The organism is Pseudomonas sp. FP2196, from assembly GCF_030687715.1.
In the GTDB taxonomy this organism is placed as follows: domain Bacteria; phylum Pseudomonadota; class Gammaproteobacteria; order Pseudomonadales; family Pseudomonadaceae; genus Aquipseudomonas.
Genome location: NZ_CP117445.1, coordinates 2,580,989 through 2,596,922 on the forward strand (window position 1 = coordinate 2,580,989; position 15,934 = coordinate 2,596,922).

Consider the following 15,934-nt stretch of genomic DNA (forward strand, 5'->3'; position numbering starts at 1 on the left):
GTGCGCTCGCTTTATTTTCCCGATTCTTCGCGCTTCACCACCAACGTCAAAATGTCATAGCTCGCCACCAGCTCACCGAGCTGGTTGGTAACCTCCACATCCCACGCCACCACGCCTTGCGGAATGCCTTGCGGGCTCTTCTTGCCCTGGTCGATCTTGCGCTTGCAAGTCAGGCGCGCCTGGATGGTGTCGCCGATGCCGACCGGGTTGATGAAGCGCAGGGTGTCGAGGCCGTAGTTGGCCAGTACCGGGCCGGGGGCGGCGGAGACGAACAGGCCGGCGGCCGCAGAGAGCACGAAATAGCCGTGGGCGATGCGTTTGCCGAACTGCGACTCTTTGGCGGCGATGTCGTCGAAGTGCATGTAGAAGTGGTCGCCGGACAGGCAGCCGAAGTTGACCAGGTCCGCTTCGGTGACGGTGCGGCGATGGGTCAGCAGTGACTCGCCGATCTGAAGATCCTGGAAGTGCCGGCGGAACGGATGCACTTCGGTTTCGATGACTTTGGCGCCGCGCACGTGTTCACCGGTGACGGCTGCAAGCATGGTCGGCGAGCCTTGTACCGCCGCGCGTTGCAGGTAGTGTTTGACCGCGCGCAGGCCGCCCAGCTCTTCACCACCGCCGGCACGGCCAGGGCCGCCGTGTTTGAGTTGTGGCAGCGGCGAGCCATGGCCGGTGGATTCGGCAGCGGACTCACGATCCAGTACCAGCAGGCGCCCGTGCCACGCGGCGGCAGCGGGGATGGCCTTGGCGGCGATGGCAGGGGACTTGGTGACCAGACTGGCGACCAGGCTGCCCTTGCCGCGAGCAGCCAACACCAGTGCTTCATCGAGATCGTCGTAAGCCATCAACGTGCTGACCGGACCGAAGGCTTCGATGTCATGGGCGCCGCCCTCGGCATGCGGATCACGGGCCAGCAGCAGAGTCGGGGCGAAGAACGCGCCCTGACTGACGTTTTCGCCGCGCGGTTCGAAACCGTCACTCGCCCCGAACAGCTGATCGCAGCTTTGCAGCAGGCTTTGCAGGCGCTCGCCAACATCTTTCTGTTGATCGTGGGAGGCCAGCGCGCCCATGCGAACGCCCTCCACCGACGGGTCGCCGATCACCACTTTCGCCAGGCGATCACGCAGTCGTGTGGCTACCGCATCGATGTGTTGCTTGGGCACGATGGCACGGCGGATTGCCGTGCATTTTTGCCCGGCCTTGGTGGTCATTTCCCGCGCGACTTCCTTGATGAACAGCTCGAACTCTTCGTCATCCGGGGTGACGTCCGGAGCGAGGATCGCGCAGTTCAGCGAGTCGGCTTCGGCGTTGAACGGCACCGAATGGCGGATCAGGTTCGGGTTGACCCGCAGCTTGGCGGCGGTGTCGGCGGAGCCGGTGAACGTCACCACGTCCTGACCTTGCATACGGTCGAGCAGGTCGCCGGTGCTGCCGATCACCAGTTGCAGGCTGCCGGTCGGCAACAGGCCGGATTCGTCCATCAGTCGCACCACGGCTTCGGTCAGGTAACTGGTGGCGCTGGCCGGTTTGACGATGCACGGCATGCCGGCGAGGAAGCACGGTGCGAACTTCTCCAGCATGCCCCAGATCGGAAAGTTGAAGGCGTTGATGTGAACCGCGACGCCGCCGCGCGGCACCAGAATGTGCGTGCCGGCGAAGCTGCCGAGCTTGCCCAGTGCCATCGCCGGGCCTTCGTGGACGATGTTGCCCGATGGCAATTCCCGCGCGCCGAGGCCGGCGTAGGTGAACAGCGTGCCGTTGCCGCCCTCGATGTCGATCCAGCTATCGGCACGGGTGGCGCCGCTGTGATGGGAGAGGGCGTAGAGCTGTTCTTTGCGTTCGCTCAGGTACAGCGCCAACGCCTTGAGCCGTTGTGCGCGTTGCTGGAAGTCGAGCTTCATCAGTTCGCTGACGCCCTGGCGGCGCCCGAAGTCGATGGCTTCGGCGAAGTCCGGGCGCTCTTCGTGGGTCCGCGCCAGCTCATGGCCGTCGATGGCACTGCGCAGGATTTGCGCGCCGTGCTGGCCGATCCAGCGGCCGGCGAGGAAGCTTTGCAGGGTAGGGGCGTGGGGCATGAAAGAGGCTCCTGTGCTTGAGTAAGATTCAGTGTTGGCTGGCGCCGGCCGCGCCGATGCCGGTCATTGAACGAATGAACTGCGCCAGATAACGGCCGCGCTCGAGGGCTGCGCGGGGCGAGCGGTCGGTGACCGAAAACAGCCAGGCGCTGAAGAACGCCAGACTCATGGAAAACAGCGCCGGGTTGGAATACGGGAACAGCGCTTGTGGGTGATGCAGGACGTTGACCCACACCGCCGGACTCAGGATCAGCAGCACGATGGCCGAGACCAGCCCCGCCAGACTGCCGATGACTGCGCCGCGTGTGGTCAGGCCTTTCCAGAACATCGAAAGGAACAGCACCGGGAAATTCACCGAAGCGGCGATGGCCAGCACCAACCCGGAGAGGAAGGCGATGTTCTGCGATTCGAACAACAGGCCGAGGACGATGGCGAGCACGCCGATGCACAGGGTGGCGATGCGTGAGACGCGGATTTCTTCCTTCTCGCTGGCCTGACCTTTACGCATCACGCAGGCGTACAAGTCATGGGACACCGCGGAGGCGCCGGAGAGCGCGAGTCCGGCCACCACCGCCAGAATCGTCGCGAATGCCACCGCCGAAATGAAGCCGAGGAACAGGTTGCCACCCACCGCTTGCGCCAGATGCACGGCGACCATGTTGCCGCCACCGATGATCGCGCCGCTGGCATCGCGAAAGGACGGATCGGTGCCGACCATGACGATGGAGCCGAAACCGACGATGATCAGCAGCAGGTAGAAATAGCCGATGAAACCGGTGGCGTAGAACACGCTTTTACGCGCCTGTTTCGCATCGCTGACGGTGAAGAAACGCATAAGGATGTGTGGCAACCCGGCAGTGCCGAACATCATGCCCAGCCCCAGGGAAATCGCGTCGATCGGGTTCGACAGCAACCCGCCCGGCGCCATGATCGCCGTACCTTTGGCATGCACGGCGGTGGCGCCGGCAAACATCGCCTCAAAGCTGAAACCGAAGTGCTTGAGCACCATGAAGGCCATGAACGTGGTGCCGAACAGCAGCATCACCGCTTTGATGATCTGCACCCACGTGGTGGCGAGCATGCCGCCGAACGTGACGTAGAACACCATCAGCACGCCGACGAGTACCACGGCGTAGAGGTAGTCGATGCCGAACAGCAATTCGATCAGTTTGCCGGCGCCGACCATCTGCGCCACCAGGTACATCAGCGCCACGGTCAGCGTGCCGAAGGCCGAGGTCAGGCGCACCGGAATTTGTTCGAGGCGATACGAAACGACGTCGGCAAAGGTGTATTTGCCGAGGTTGCGCAGGCGTTCGGCGATCAGGAACAGGATGATCGGCCAGCCAGCCAACACGCCCAGGGCGTAGAGCAAGCCGTCGTAACCGTTGAGGAACATCATCGCCGAGATGCCCAGAAACGAAGCAGCGGAGATCATGTCGCCAGCAATCGCCAGACCGTTCTGGAAACCGGTCATGCCGCCACCAGCGGTATAGAAATCGCTGGTCGAACGGGTGCGCAGCGCGGCCCAACGGGTCACGCCGAGGGTGAACAGGACGAACACCATGAACATGCCGATGGCGTTCCAGTTCAACGGGCGGGTACTGGTTTCGGCAGCGAGGGCAAGGTCAGTGACCAGCACGCCGGGGAGCAGGAAAAACGCGGCCAGACGTTTCATCGTGCGCACTCCTGCTTGAGCTTTTCGTTGAGCGGATCGATCACGTTGTTGGCGCGATAGACGTAGAAACCCGTCAGGGCAAAGGCCAGCAACACCACGCTGACACCGACCAGCATGCCCACGGTGGTCACGCCGCCGCTGAGGGACTGGCCCAATGTGGCGGGGGAGAAAGCCACCAGCAGGACGAAGCCGTAATAGATCACCAGCATCAATGCGGTCAGCGACCAGTACAGGCGCTGCTTGCGGCGCACTAGCTGGATGAAGTCGGGGTGTTGGCGGATCAATTCGACGTCTTCGGGGCTCATGATCGTTTCCTTGTTTGTTGTTTTTGTTTTGGGTGAAACAGGGCAGACACACCGCCCCACTTTAGGAGTGAGCCTGCTCGCGATAGCGGTGTTTGAGGCGACATCGATGTTGAGTTTGATGGCCTCATCGCGAGCAGGCTCACTCCTACAGGGATCTGTGTGAGCTTTTAAAACTGGTCGAAGTCGAGCACCACCTTGTCGCTCACCGGATACGCCTGGCACGACAGCACATACCCGGCCGCTACTTCGTAGTCCTCCAGGGCATGGTTGCTGTCCATGTCGACTTCGCCTTCGATGACTTTGCACTTGCAGGTTGAGCACACCCCGGCCTTGCACGAATAGGGCAGCTCAAGACCTTGCGCGTTGCCGGCATCGAGCAGGCTCTGGCTGTTGCGTGGCAGGTCGAAGGCCACGGCGCGGCCGTCGCTGATCACGGTGATCTGGCTGGTGCCGGCGTCGAGCACTTGCGCCGCCTGGCGGGCTTCGCGTTTCTGTTGGCTGCCGGCAGCGGCGAACAGTTCGAAGTGAATCCGCTCGGCGCTCATGCCTTTGGCCTTGAGGCTGTCGCGCACGGTTTCGGTCATCTCCTGCGGGCCACAGATGAACGCGGCATCGAGGGCTTTGACGTCGAGCCAGCGGCTGAACAGTTGCTCACATTTCTGCGCGTCGATACGGCCGTTGTAGAGGTCGACATCCTGTTGCTCGCGGCTGAACACGAAGATCAGGTTCAGGCGTTGCAGGTAGCGGTTTTTCAGGTCTTCGAGCTGTTCGCGGAACAACGCGCCAGAGCTGGAACGGTTGCCGTACAGCAGGGTGACGCGGCTGTGTGGTTCGATCTCGAGCGTGGTCTTGATGATCGACAGAATCGGCGTGATGCCGCTGCCCGCCGCTACGGCCAGATAGTTGCCGTGGCGAGCCGGATCCAGTTCAACGTGAAAATGCCCGGCTGGCGGCATCACTTCCAGTGTGTGCCCGGCCTGCAATTGTTCATTGGCGAACGCCGAGAAACGCCCACCCGCGACGCGTTTGATCGCAATACGCAGCTCACCATCGTTGACCCCGGTGCAGATCGAATACGAGCGACGCACTTCTTCGCCGTCCATTTGCGTACGCATCACCAGATGCTGGCCCTGGGTGAACTGAAAGCTGTCCTGCAAGTGCTGGGGAATGTCGAAAGCGATGGACACGGCGTCACGGGTTTCGCTGCGGACATCCTTGATGGTCAGGCTGTGGAATTTGCTCATTATTGTTCTCCCGACACGGCATTCGGCCGCTCAGATGCACTTGAAATAGTCGAAGGGTTCGCGGCAATCGCAGCAGCGATACAAGGCCTTGCACGCGGTGGAGCCGAACTCGCTGAGCACTTCGGTGTGGGCGCTGCCGCATTGCGGGCACAGCACCGTCGGGCTTTCGCCGAGCAGCGTGCGTTTGCTGGCGCTGCCGTCCGGCGGGGCGATGCCGTAGGCGCGCAAGCGTTCGCGGCCATCGGCGGTAATCCAGTCGGTGGACCAGGCTGGGGTCAACTTGCGTTCCAGTCGCGGCTGGTTGAAACCGGCGTGCTCCAGCGCCGTGCGGATGTCGTCCTCGATCACTTCGGTGGCCGGGCAGCCGGAGTAGGTCGGCGTGACCACCACGTGCAGATGCCCGGCCTGCCAGTCGAGATCGCGCACGATCCCGAGGTCGACCACGCTGACCACCGGCACCTCCGGGTCCATGACCTCGGCCAGGGTCGCCCAGGCCTTGTCCAGATCACCGCTCAGCGCTGGCCGGGCGCCGCGATCGCTGGTGATCAGTTCACCAGGTTGCATCGGGGTACGCTCTTGGCAGGAACTGCATTTCCGCGAGCAAAATGCCCAGGTGTTCGCTGTGCAGGCCACGACGGGCATTCAGGTAGAAATAGCTTGGCGCGGCCGGGACGGGCAGGGTGGCGCGAGCGAATACGGCATTGACCGTCGCTTGCCATTGCGCGGCGACAGTGGCGATGTCCGGGCTGATGCCGGCCGCGCACAGACGCTGTTCGCTGTCGTCGGCGGCAATCAGTTCGACGGTGAAACGCCAGACTTCCGGGATCGCCGCGAGCATGCGCTGATGGCTTTCTACGGTGCCGTCGCCCATGCGCTCGATCCACTCGCCGGAGCGGCGCAGGTGATAGGTGACTTCCTTGACCGCTTTGGCAGCGATTCCGGCAATGCGCTCGTCGCTGGACTGGCTCAGGCCCTGCAACACCGGCAGGTGCCAGGCGTCGTAGAGAAATTGCTTGAGCATGGTCACCGCGTAGTCACCATTCGGTTGTTCGACCAGCAGCAAGTTGCGGTAGGCGCGCTCGTCGCGGCGGAACGCCAAGTGATCGGCGTCACGGCCGTCGTTAAGCAACTCGGCAGCGTATTCCAGCCAGTTTCGCGCCTGGCCAACCAGGTCGAGGCCGACGTTCATCAGCGCCAGTTCTTCTTCCAGCGCCGGGGCCTTGCCGCACCATTGGCACAGACGCTGACCCTGAATCAGGGCGCTGTCGCCGAGGCGCAGCAGGTATTCGATCAGATCGGTTTTATCGTTCATGGTCGACCTCACATGTGCCCGACTTCGGCCGGCAGTTCGTAGAAACTGGCGTGGCGATAAACCTTGTCGTCGGCCGGATCGAACAACGGGTCTTTTTCATCCGGCGAAGAGGCCGTGATCAGCGCCGAAGGCACCACCCACAGGCTCACGCCTTCACTACGACGGGTGTACAGTTCGCGGGCGTTTTCGATGGCCATGGTGGTGTCGGCGGCATGCACGCTGCCGACGTGTTTGTGATTGAGGCCGTGCTTGCTGCGCACGAAGACTTCGAAAAGGGTCCACTGGGACATGTCATTCACTCCACATCAGTTCGTTTATCGCCGACGGACGCCCCTGTAGGAGCTGCCGAAGGCTGCGATCTTTTGATCTTCGGCGGCTTTAAAGCTGCCAAAAGATCGCAGCCTTCGGCAGCTCCTACAGGGCATTGCTGAGGTCAGGCAGCGTTCTTGTTGTGTTTTTTACGGGCGTGGGCGACGGCGGCTTCGCGTACCCAGGCGCCGTCTTCGATGGCTTTGCGGCGAGTGGCGACGCGTTCCTGATTGCACGGGCCGTTGCCCTTGAGCACTTCGTAGAACTCGCTCCACTGGATTTCGCCGAAGTCGTAATGGTCGCGCTCGGCGTTCCACTTCAAGTCCGGATCGGGGCAGGTGCAGCCCAGCAACTCAAGCTGAGGGATGGTCTGGTCGATGAAGCGCTGGCGCAGTTCGTCGTTGCTCTGGCGCTTTATCTTCCAGGCCATCGATTGCGCGCTGTTCGGTGAGTGTTCGTCGCTCGGGCCGAACATCATCAACGCCGGCCACCACAGGCGATTGATCGCGTCCTGAACCATGTCTTTTTGCGCCTGATTGCCGTGACGCATCATGGTCAGAAGAATTTCGTAGCCTTGGCGCTGGTGGAAACTCTCTTCCTTGCAGATCCGCACCATGGCCCGCGAGTAGGGGCCATACGAGGTGCGCTGCAACACCACCTGATTGACGATCGCCGCGCCATCGACCAGCCAGCCCACCGCGCCCATGTCGGCCCAGTTCAGCGTCGGGTAATTGAAGATGCTCGAATACTTGGCCTTGCCGCTGTGCAACTTGGCGATTTCTTCATCGCGGTCGGCGCCGAGGGTTTCCATGGCGCTGTACAGATACAGACCGTGACCAGCCTCGTCCTGAATCTTCGCCATCAATTGCAGTTTGCGTTTGAGCGATGGCGCACGGGTAACCCAGTTGCCTTCCGGGAGCATGCCGACGATCTCGGAGTGGGCGTGCTGGGAAATCTGCCGGATCAACGTTTGGCGATACGCATCTGGCATCCAATTCTTCGCTTCGATCTTGATTTCTGAATCGATTTTTTCTTGAAAGGCGCGTTCCTCGTCGGACATCTCCGAAAGGTCCTTGATGCGCTTTACGCCGGTTTCTACGAGCTGTGCGTACATTTTTGTTCTCCGCCGCTGATTTTTCGAATGCATATTCGAGGGCATGGAGAACTTTATAAGTGATACGGAAATTAATATCAAACACAAAATAACGTGTCGTATGTTTTTTCTGTATCGCTTCCGATCAGTGGTGAGGGCTGGTTTCTGGACAGGCTAGTGGCCACTTAGTAGCATCTGCGTCCAACGGATCTTCTTTCTGCACGTCGTCCGGCGTGAAAATTCAAGGAATCGGCATGCGCGACGTTTCTAATGGCGATAAACCCACGGTGGTGACGCTGGTCAATGGCGAAGCAACCCAGGTCAGTTTCAGTTCGGTATCCCTTGGCCAAAATGAAATTCGGGTGAACACGGCGGACGGCAATCGCATCGACGTGCAGATGCCGGGAATGAACGTCGCGTTGCATTTCGATCTGGACGAAGCGGCATCCGCTCAAACGGCGGCTGAAGTCGAAAAACCGGCGCGGTTGTTCAATGTGGTAACCGTGCTGGTCACGCTGACGTTTTTGGTGGTTGTGGGCTCGGTTTCGTTCTGGCTGGGATTTATTCCGGCGGTGCTATTTTTTGGCTATCGCTGGCGTTCCGTGGCCAAGCACAACAAGCGGTTGGCGACGCAGCAAGCGCAAAGACCTGAGGCCACACAAGGGCAGCCCATAGAAAACGGCTCTGGCATGTCCCGCCAAGCAGTGCGCAACGCGTTGTCACGTAAACGCTAAGCAGCGAAGGCCTTGCACCTTCGCCGCTGTTATTGCTTTTAAGCTTTCGCGCGTTTGTCGATCACATGACACGCCTTGCCTTCCGAGCGCTTGATCGAGAATGGCGGCTGCAGCAGCACCCGTGAACTGATCCCAATGTACGTCTTGATGTGCCGACTCAGTTCGCCGCACAGGGCCTTCTGCTGTTCATCGCTCAATCCCTGATGCTCTGCCTTGAGTTCGACGTGCACGTCGACGCTGTCGAGGTTGCCATTGCGATACAGATGAATCTCGTAAGACTCGGAAAGCTGTTTGACCTTCAGCACCTGCTCCTCGACCTGGGTCGGGAAGACGTTGACGCCACGGATGATCAGCATGTCGTCGCTGCGCCCGGTGATCTTGTCGATGCGGCGCATCGGCCGCGCGGTGCCGGGCAGCAGGCGGGTGAGGTCGCGGGTGCGGTAGCGGATCATCGGCAGGGCTTCTTTGCTCAGCGAAGTGAATACCAGTTCGCCCATCTGCCCGTCCGGCAGCACTTCGCCGGTAATCGGATCGATGATTTCCGGGTAGAAGTGATCTTCCCAGATGGTCGGGCCGTCGCGGGTTTCCGCGCATTCCATGGCCACGCCCGGGCCCATGATTTCCGAGAGACCGTAGATGTCGAGGGCGGTGATGCCCAGGCGTGCCTCGATGGCGCTGCGCAGTTCGGCGGTCCATGGTTCGGCGCCGAAGATACCCAGGCGCAGGGCCAGCTTATGCGGGTCTATGCCCTGACGTTCGATCTCGTCGGCGATGTTGAGCATGTACGACGGCGTGACCATGATGATGTCGGGCTGGAAGTCCTTGATCAGTTGCACTTGTTTTTCGGTCTGGCCGCCGGACATCGGAATCACCGTGCAGCCCAGGCGTTCGGCACCGTAGTGCGCGCCGAGGCCGCCGGTGAACAGGCCGTAGCCGTAGGAAATGTGCACCTTGTCGCCGCGTCGACCACCGCCAGCGCGGATCGAACGGGCAACGATGTTGGCCCAGGTGTCGATGTCGTTCTGGGTGTAACCGACCACGGTCGGTTTGCCGGTGGTGCCGCTGGACGCGTGCAGGCGCACGACGTCATGCATTGGCACGGCGAACATGCCGTAGGGGTAGTTGTCGCGCAGGTCGGATTTGGTGGTGAACGGAAACTTCGCCAGGTCGTCCAGCGAGCGGATGTCGTCCGGGTGTACGCCCAGTGAATCGAAGCGTTGGCGATACAGCGGCACATTGTTGTACGCGTGGTTGAGGCTCCAGCGCAGACGCTCGAGTTGATGCTGGCGCAACTGATCGACGCTGGCAGTCTCCAGCGGATCCAGTTCTGGGTTGAGCACGGCTTGGGCAATTGGCATGTTCATGACTTCACTCGAATTATTTTTGTGTTTCAGCCCCGGTTTCAGGGGACTCTGAGTGCATGCCCCAAGGATACCGCTCGGCACCTCGGGAATCGCGGTTCTTTATTCGGACAAGCGTTCGATTACCAACGCAATGCCCTGGCCGACGCCGATGCACATGGTGCAAAGCGCATAACGGCCACGGCGCTCTTCCAGTTCATGCAGGGCGGTAGTGACCAGCCGTGCGCCGCTCATGCCCAACGGATGGCCGAGGGCTATGGCGCCGCCGTTCGGGTTGACGCGCGGATCGTCGTCGCCCAGACCCAGCTCGCGCAGCACCGCCAGGCCTTGGGCGGCGAAGGCTTCATTGAGTTCGATAACGTCCATGTCGGCCAGGCTCAGGTTGGCCAATTCCAGCACCTTGCGCGTGGCGGGTACCGGGCCGATGCCCATGATTCGTGGCTCGACACCGGCGGTGGCCATCGCGACCACACGGCCACGGGCCTTCAAGCCGTAGCGCTGCGCGGTCTGTGCGTTGGTCAACAGTAGGGCGCAGGCGCCGTCGTTGACCCCTGACGCGTTGCCGGCGGTGATGCTACCGCCCTCGCGAAACGGTGTTCCGAGTTTTTGCAGTTGTTCCAGCGTGGTGTCGCCGCGCGGGTGCTCGTCGTGCTCGACCACTGTGGCCGGGCCTTTGCGCTGCGCGATTTCCACGGCGACGATCTCTTTGGCCAGACGTCCATTGGCCTGCGCCGCCGAAGCACGTTGCTGGCTGCGCAGGGCAAAGGCGTCCTGATCGGCGCGGGAGATGTTGAACTGTTCGGCGACGTTTTCGGCGGTCTCCGGCATTGAGTCGATGCCGTAGGCTTTCTTCATCAAGGGATTGACGAAACGCCAGCCGATGGTGGTATCGAACAGTTCCGCCGAACGCGAAAACGCAGTTTCAGCCTTGCCCATCACCAACGGCGCGCGGGACATCGACTCGACACCGCCGACCAGCATCAATCCGGCTTCACCGCTGCGAATCGCCCGCGCGGCAGTGCCGATGGCGTCCAGACCGGAGCCACACAAACGGTTGAGCGTGGTGCCCGGCACGCTGACCGGCAGCCCGGCCAACAGTGCTGACATACGCGCGACATTGCGGTTGTCTTCGCCGGCCTGATTGGCGCAGCCGTAGATCACGTCGTCGACCTGGCTCCAGTCCACTTGCGGGTGGCGGCGCAGCAATTCACGCAACGGCACGGCACCGAGGTCGTCGGCGCGCACGCTGCTCAAGGCTCCGGCGTAGCGCCCGATGGGGGTGCGGACGGCGTCGATGATCAGAGCGTCATTCATGGGGAGTCTCCTGCGCCAGCACCGTGCCGCGCACTTTGTAGGATTTGCCGTGGAACAGGGCGATCAACTGGCCCTGCTGGTTTTCAATGCGTACGTCGTAATTGCCGGTGCGGCCCGAGCGCGATTGTTCGGTGCAGCGTGCTGTCAGGGTGTCGCTCAAGCGGGCAGGGGCGATGTAATCGATGCTGCAACCGATCGCCACGGTGGCGTCGTTGTAGCTGTTACAGGCAAAGGCGAATGCGGAGTCTGCGAGGGCGAACAGAAAGCCGCCGTGGCAGGTGCCATGGCCCTGGATCATGTCGGCGCGCACGCCCATGCCGAGGGTGCAACTGCCGGGCGCGGCGCTGATCAGGCGGATGCCCAGGCCCTGGGTGGCGGCATCACGCTCAAACATCGTTTGCGCGCAGCGACTGGCGAGGCTCATGGCTTCAAGGCTGGTCATGAAATGTGCTCCCTTCGGCCACTTTGCGGCGTAACAGCAGCGATGGCCGGTAGCGTTCTTCACCGTAACTGGCTTGCAGGTTGTCGAGGACGCGGTTGATGAGTGCCAGCCCGATTCGGTCAGCCCAGGCCAGTGGGCCTTGCGGATAATTGACCCCGGCACGCATCGCCAGATCGATATCCGCCGCTGAGGCGACGTCGTGCAGCACGGTGTCGGCAGCTTCGTTGGCGAGCATGGCGACCGTGCGCAACACGGCCATCCCCGGCGTGTCGCTGAGCAGGCTGACTTGCAGGCCGGCGCGTTGCAGCAGGGCGATGCCTTGATCGCGAGCGCTGTCGCTGATGTCCACTGAGCAACTGATGGCGATGCGTTTGGCGGTGGCGTAATCAAAGGCCAGATCAATCAGGATCAGGTTGCGCAGGCCGTCTTCCTTGGCGCGTTGACTGGCCATGCGGCCGTCGCTCAGGGCCAGAATGGCATCGCCGACTCTCAGCAAGCCGCTGCCGTCACGCTGGATGACATTGGTTTTCAGGCGCGGGATCAAGCCGCTCAGGGCGCCCAAGTCGCCTTCCACTACGCAGTTGTCGACCGGCGCATCGCTGCTTGTGGATTGCGCGTCGGGACGCTGCGCACCCTCGCTGTAATCATAGAAACCACGACCGCTTTTACGCCCGAAGCGTCCGGCATCCACCAGTTCTTGCTGGATCAGCGACGGCTGGAACCGGGTGTCGCCGTAATAGGCGTCGAACACCGAGCAGGTCACCGCGTAGTTCACATCGTGGCCGATCAGGTCGGTGAGTTCGAACGCGCCCATGGCGAAGCCGCCGGCATCACGCATCAAGGCATCGAGGGTGGCGCAATCGGCGGCGCCTTCCTGCAACAGGCGCAGGCTCTCGGCATAGAACGGACGGGCCACGCGGTTGACGATAAAACCCGGCGTCGAGCGTGTGTGTACCGGTTGTTTGCCCCAGGCTTTTGCCGTGTCGAACAAGGTGCCGGCGAGGCCGGGATCGCTGGCCAGGCCAGAGACGATTTCCACCAGCGGCATCACCGGCGCTGGGTTGAAAAAGTGCAGGCCGAGCAAGCGTTCAGGGCGTTTCAGGCTGGCGGCTATGCGCGTGATCGACAGCGAAGAGGTGTTGCTGGCGAGGATGCAGTGTTCGCCGCACAGGCTTTCCAACTGAGCGAAGAGTGCGCGTTTGACCTCAAGGTTTTCGACAATCGCTTCGATGATCAGCGTGCAGTCGGCCAGCGCTTCGATGGCCTCGACTGCTTGTAAACGAGCAATGATCGCGGCGCGCTCGGTGGTGGCAAGTTTGCCTTTCTCGACGCGTTTGCCGAGTTGCCGGTCGATGCCATCGATGGCTTGTGCGGCGGCGCCGGGGCGGTTGTCCAGCAGCAGCACCGGATGCCCGGCCTGCGCGGCGACCTGAGCGATGCCGGCGCCCATCGCACCGGCGCCGATCACGGCGATTTGGGCGTTGCGGTTGAGAGCGTTCATGTTCAGCGACCCTTGAACGCAGGCGTGCGTTTTTCCATGAATGCGCTGACGCCTTCGCGATAGTCCTCGCTGCGCCCGGCCAGGCGTTGCAGATCGCGCTCAAGTTCCAGCTGTTCGTCGAAGGTATTGCTGAGGCTGAAATTGAGGCTACGTTTGATCAGCGCCAGACCGTAAGTCGGTTGCGTGGCCAGATGACGGGCGAGGGTCAGGGCTTCGTCGCGCAACTGGACATCGTCGACACAGCGATAAATCAAACCCCATTGCTCGGCCTGCTCGGCGCTCAGGCGATTGCCCAGCAGGGCCAAGGCCTTGGCGCGGGCCATGCCGACCAGTCGTGGCAGCGTCCAGGTGCCGCCGGAATCCGGGATCAGACCGATTTTGCAGAACGCCTGGATAAAACTCGCTGAGCGCGCCGCCAGCACCAGATCGCAGGCCAGCGGAATGTTCGCCCCGGCCCCGGCAGCCACGCCGTTGACCGCGCAAATCACCGGCATCGGCAGATCACGCAACTGGCGAATCAGCGGGTTATAGAAGGTCTCGATGGACACGCCCAGATCCGGCGCCTCACTGCCCGGCGCCACATTGCGGTCGCTCAGGTCTTGCCCGGCACAGAAGCCGCGACCTTCGCCGGTCAGTAGCAGCACGCGCACTTCAGGGTTCTGCCGCACCTGCTTCAGCGCTTCTTTGACTTCCAGATGCATGGCGGTGTTGAAGCTGTTGAGCTGCTCGGGCCGGTTGAGGCTGAGCAGGGCGACGCCGGCCTCGATGGAAAACAGGATGTGTTCGCAGTGCATGGGCAGGGTTCTCCGGGAGTTCGTTCGAATCGGTTACTGGCCGCGAAACTGCGGCGCACGTTTGTCCTGAAAGGCGCGGATGCCTTCATCGCGATCGGCAGTGCCGGCCAGCAACGTGAAGGCATGGCGCTCGAAACGCAGGCCGCTGGCCAGATCGGTGTCCATCGCCTTGAGCAGCGCTTCCTTGGCCAGGCGCACGGCCAGCGGTGCCTTGGCGGCGATGGCGTGGGCGATCTGCAGGGCGCGTTCGACGGTGAATTCTGGTTGGGTGACTTCGCTGACCAGGCCGGCGCGCAGGGCGTGGCGGGCGTCGATGGCGTCGCCGGTGAGGACCATTTGCATCGCCAGGGACTTGCCGACCGCGCGCAACAAGCGTTGGGTGCCGCCAGCGCCGGGCATGATCCCGAGGTTGATTTCCGGCTGGCCGAAACGCGCGTCTTCGCCGGCAATCAGGATGTCGGCGTGCATTGCCAACTCGCAGCCGCCGCCGAGGGCGAAGCCGTTGACGGCAGCAATCAAGGGTTTGCTGAAACGGGTGACGGTTTGCCATGAGGCCTGACGCGGGTCGTTGAGGATGCCGACCAGATCGCGCTCGGCCATCTCCTTGATGTCAGCGCCGGCGGCGAAGGCTTTGCGGCTGCCGGTAATGACTACGGCGCGGGTGTCCGGGTCGGCCTCAGCGGCGCAGAGCTCGGCGGCCAGCTCACTGAGCAGTTCGGTATTGAGGGCGTTCAAGGCCTGCGGACGTTGCAGGGTGATCAGGCGCACAGCTTGCAGCTGTTCGACGGCCAGGGTTTGAGGCATGGCAAAGGCCCTCACGGTGCACGCTCGGCTGCTGCCGGCTTGTTGTTGGTTCGACGTCGGGCGTCGGTTTTGCTGGAGTATAGACTTAACGTGATACACAAAAGCAAGAATGAAATTGGATTGATGTGTCTTAATTCGGGTTGTGTTCGATTTTTCAATTTCAGGTTGTATCTGTGTTTTGTTAATCAAGTATGTGATAAATAAAGAATAAAAATTAAGATTCCTAAGCGGTTTCTAGCGACGAGCGGTGGCTATATAAAGCGATACGCTTTTCAGGCTTTTATGAAGTTAAATGATGTGATACAAAACAAGCCTGTTTACGCATCGCTTTGCGTATCTCACCGCACAACGTCCGGCAAAGGAGCCTGCGATGACCTGTTACAGCCTTGATGGACTGACTCCGGTGGTCGACCCGACCGCCTATGTGCATCCGTCCGCCGTGTTGATCGGCGATGTGATCATCGGGCCGCACTGTTACGTCGGGCCGCTGGCGAGTTTGCGTGGCGACTTCGGTCGCATCGTTCTGGAAGAGGGCGCCAACCTGCAGGACACCTGCGTGATGCACGGCTTTCCCGACAGCGACACGGTGGTCGAACGCAACGGCCACATCGGCCACGGTGCGGTGTTGCACGGTTGTCGGATCGGCGCCGATGCACTGGTGGGAATGAATGCGGTAGTGATGGATAACGCGCGGATCGGAGCACGGTCGTTCGTGTCGGCAGCGGCATTTGTGAAGGCAGGGTTCGAATGCCACGAACAGTCGCTGGTGATGGGCGCGCCGGCCAGTATCAAGCGTCAACTCAGCGACCAGGAAGTGGCGTGGAAGCAGGCCGGTACGCGTGAGTATCAGGAACTGGCCAGGCGTTGCCTGACGCAGATGCAAGTGTGCGAGCCGTTGAGCGAGCCGGAACCGGATCGGCCACGGATCAGCGATAGCGGATTGCGACCCAAGAACAGTTCTCTATGAACAC

Annotated in this window: 16 protein-coding genes; 2 read left to right on the forward strand and 14 right to left on the reverse strand. The window is 61.7% G+C overall.

Going from position 1 to position 15,934, the window contains the following annotated elements:
- Positions 1–11: 11 nt before the first annotated feature.
- The 8 genes from paaZ to paaA form a co-directional block, all read right to left on the reverse strand.
- Positions 12–2,075 carry a phenylacetic acid degradation bifunctional protein PaaZ gene (paaZ, locus tag PSH79_RS11695; RefSeq protein WP_305442979.1) on the reverse strand — a complete coding sequence of 688 codons (2,064 nt, stop codon included), beginning with the start codon at positions 2,073–2,075 and terminating at the stop codon, positions 12–14.
- 28 nt (positions 2,076–2,103) lie between these two features.
- Positions 2,104–3,750 carry a cation acetate symporter gene (locus tag PSH79_RS11700; protein WP_305442981.1) on the reverse strand — a complete coding sequence of 549 codons (1,647 nt, stop codon included), beginning with the start codon at positions 3,748–3,750 and terminating at the stop codon, positions 2,104–2,106.
- Positions 3,747–4,055 carry a DUF485 domain-containing protein gene (locus PSH79_RS11705; RefSeq protein ID WP_305442983.1) on the reverse strand — a complete coding sequence of 103 codons (309 nt, stop codon included), beginning with the start codon at positions 4,053–4,055 and terminating at the stop codon, positions 3,747–3,749. Before PSH79_RS11705 ends, PSH79_RS11700 begins: the two co-directional genes overlap by 4 nt.
- Positions 4,056–4,222: 167 nt before the next feature.
- Positions 4,223–5,299 (reverse strand): 1,2-phenylacetyl-CoA epoxidase subunit PaaE, encoded by a 1,077-nt coding sequence (gene paaE, locus PSH79_RS11710; RefSeq protein WP_305442986.1) that lies wholly within the window; start codon positions 5,297–5,299, stop codon positions 4,223–4,225.
- A 30-nt stretch (positions 5,300–5,329) separates the two neighbouring features.
- The gene (gene paaD / locus PSH79_RS11715) at positions 5,330–5,863 is read right to left on the reverse strand and encodes a 1,2-phenylacetyl-CoA epoxidase subunit PaaD (RefSeq protein WP_305442988.1); all 534 of its coding nucleotides are present in this window, start codon (positions 5,861–5,863) and stop codon (positions 5,330–5,332) included.
- The gene (gene paaC, locus PSH79_RS11720) at positions 5,850–6,611 is read right to left on the reverse strand and encodes a 1,2-phenylacetyl-CoA epoxidase subunit PaaC (RefSeq protein ID WP_305442990.1); all 762 of its coding nucleotides are present in this window, start codon (positions 6,609–6,611) and stop codon (positions 5,850–5,852) included. The genes paaD and paaC overlap by 14 nt, the downstream gene beginning before the upstream one ends.
- A gap of 8 nt (positions 6,612–6,619) precedes the next feature.
- A complete protein-coding gene (gene paaB / locus PSH79_RS11725) occupies positions 6,620–6,901 on the reverse strand; it encodes a 1,2-phenylacetyl-CoA epoxidase subunit PaaB (protein ID WP_008079627.1) in 282 nt (93 codons plus the stop codon).
- Positions 6,902–7,044: 143 nt separating this feature from the next.
- Positions 7,045–8,034, reverse strand: coding sequence for a 1,2-phenylacetyl-CoA epoxidase subunit PaaA (gene paaA, locus PSH79_RS11730; protein ID WP_305442997.1), 990 nt, complete (start codon positions 8,032–8,034; stop codon positions 7,045–7,047).
- A 233-nt stretch (positions 8,035–8,267) separates the two neighbouring features.
- Here paaA and PSH79_RS11735 point away from each other — a divergent pair, with 233 nt between their 5' ends.
- A complete protein-coding gene (locus PSH79_RS11735) occupies positions 8,268–8,747 on the forward strand; it encodes a hypothetical protein (RefSeq protein ID WP_305442999.1) in 480 nt (159 codons plus the stop codon).
- A 38-nt stretch (positions 8,748–8,785) separates the two neighbouring features.
- On the opposite strand, the gene paaK is transcribed toward PSH79_RS11735, so the two are convergent.
- The 6 genes from paaK to paaF form a co-directional block, all read right to left on the reverse strand.
- Complete coding sequence (gene paaK / locus PSH79_RS11740) at positions 8,786–10,111, reverse strand: phenylacetate--CoA ligase PaaK (RefSeq protein ID WP_305443002.1); 1,326 nt, start codon at positions 10,109–10,111, stop codon at positions 8,786–8,788.
- Between the two features lie 99 nt (positions 10,112–10,210).
- The gene (pcaF, locus tag PSH79_RS11745) at positions 10,211–11,422 is read right to left on the reverse strand and encodes a 3-oxoadipyl-CoA thiolase (RefSeq protein WP_305443005.1); all 1,212 of its coding nucleotides are present in this window, start codon (positions 11,420–11,422) and stop codon (positions 10,211–10,213) included.
- On the reverse strand, positions 11,415–11,864 hold the full coding sequence (paaI, locus tag PSH79_RS11750) for a hydroxyphenylacetyl-CoA thioesterase PaaI (protein ID WP_305443008.1): 450 nt from the start codon (positions 11,862–11,864) through the stop codon (positions 11,415–11,417). The genes pcaF and paaI overlap by 8 nt, the downstream gene beginning before the upstream one ends.
- The gene (gene paaH / locus PSH79_RS11755; RefSeq protein ID WP_305443010.1) at positions 11,851–13,365 is read right to left on the reverse strand and encodes a 3-hydroxyacyl-CoA dehydrogenase PaaH; all 1,515 of its coding nucleotides are present in this window, start codon (positions 13,363–13,365) and stop codon (positions 11,851–11,853) included. The genes paaI and paaH overlap by 14 nt, the downstream gene beginning before the upstream one ends.
- 2 nt (positions 13,366–13,367) lie before the next feature.
- A complete protein-coding gene (paaG, locus tag PSH79_RS11760) occupies positions 13,368–14,159 on the reverse strand; it encodes a 2-(1,2-epoxy-1,2-dihydrophenyl)acetyl-CoA isomerase PaaG (RefSeq protein ID WP_305443013.1) in 792 nt (263 codons plus the stop codon).
- Between the two features lie 33 nt (positions 14,160–14,192).
- A complete protein-coding gene (gene paaF, locus PSH79_RS11765) occupies positions 14,193–14,963 on the reverse strand; it encodes a 2,3-dehydroadipyl-CoA hydratase PaaF (RefSeq protein ID WP_305443016.1) in 771 nt (256 codons plus the stop codon).
- Between the two features lie 370 nt (positions 14,964–15,333).
- On the opposite strand from paaF, the gene paaY reads away from it, so the two are divergent.
- The gene (gene paaY / locus PSH79_RS11770; RefSeq protein ID WP_305443019.1) at positions 15,334–15,930 is read left to right on the forward strand and encodes a phenylacetic acid degradation protein PaaY; all 597 of its coding nucleotides are present in this window, start codon (positions 15,334–15,336) and stop codon (positions 15,928–15,930) included.
- The last annotated feature ends 4 nt before the right edge of the window (positions 15,931–15,934 follow it).